Source organism: Clostridium sp. Marseille-Q2269 (assembly GCF_943736985.1).
GTDB lineage: Bacteria > Bacillota > Clostridia > Clostridiales > Clostridiaceae > Clostridium_F.
On sequence record NZ_CALSFS010000027.1, the window covers coordinates 1 to 801 of the forward strand.

Here is an 801-nt window from a genome sequence, read left to right on the forward strand (position 1 = left end):
TAAATTCTTTTTTAGCTTGTTCTTCTGTCTCTTTAACTTTTCTTATAGCATAAACTATTACTTCATCTTTAAGATCTATTCCTATGTAATTTAAATCCTCATTTTTTTCTACTAATTGAGATATAAATCCGCCTCTTCCGCAGCCTAATTCCAAATGTATGTTATTATTATTATTAAACTCTTTATTCCACTTTCCTTTTAATTCTTTAGGCTCTTTTATAAATTTATTACTAGCTTCTATCTCTGGTCTTGACCACCACTTTTTTCTAAGTCTCATTTTTTAACCTCCGGATCTATTTTTAATATATTACTGAAATATTATATCATAACACCTATTATTAGTAGTAATTTATATTTAACTATATTAAAAATATGTTACATGATTTTATGATAATAACAGTAAAGAAAATATTTTAATATTATTATCCATTGCATTTATAATATTTTTTATATTTAATACCTTATTATAAATACAAATAAATTCTATTCTAATAATTTTATATTTTTATTATGTCCCATAATGATTTAAGTAGCTCTAGTATATGTCGATAATTATACTATTTAATATAATTATTACTTGGAAGGATTATATAAGAATATTTATTATGAGCAATTTTTTAGAAGAATTAAAAGTCACTAAAGTGATTAATAAGAGTGATATTGAAAGAATTAAGACATTTATAAACATTAAGTATAAAAATGAAGATAGTAAAAAGAAAACACTTATATTATCTTCTACTATTCATGAAATTATTGAAAATAAAATTGATTTTATACCTAAATCAATGCAAAAGGATTTTG

1 protein-coding gene and 1 pseudogene are annotated in these 801 nt (G+C 21.1%); one reads left to right on the top strand and one right to left on the bottom strand.

Annotated features, from left to right (window positions below; translation table 11 throughout):
* On the bottom strand, nucleotides 1-277 hold a 277-nt coding region (locus NGI68_RS16890), incomplete at its 3' end, for a methyltransferase domain-containing protein (protein WP_502799403.1).
* A gap of 328 nt (nucleotides 278-605) precedes the next feature.
* On the opposite strand from NGI68_RS16890, the pseudogene NGI68_RS16895 reads away from it, so the two are divergent.
* A pseudogene (locus NGI68_RS16895) lies at nucleotides 606-801 on the top strand (hypothetical protein); the annotation flags it as partial.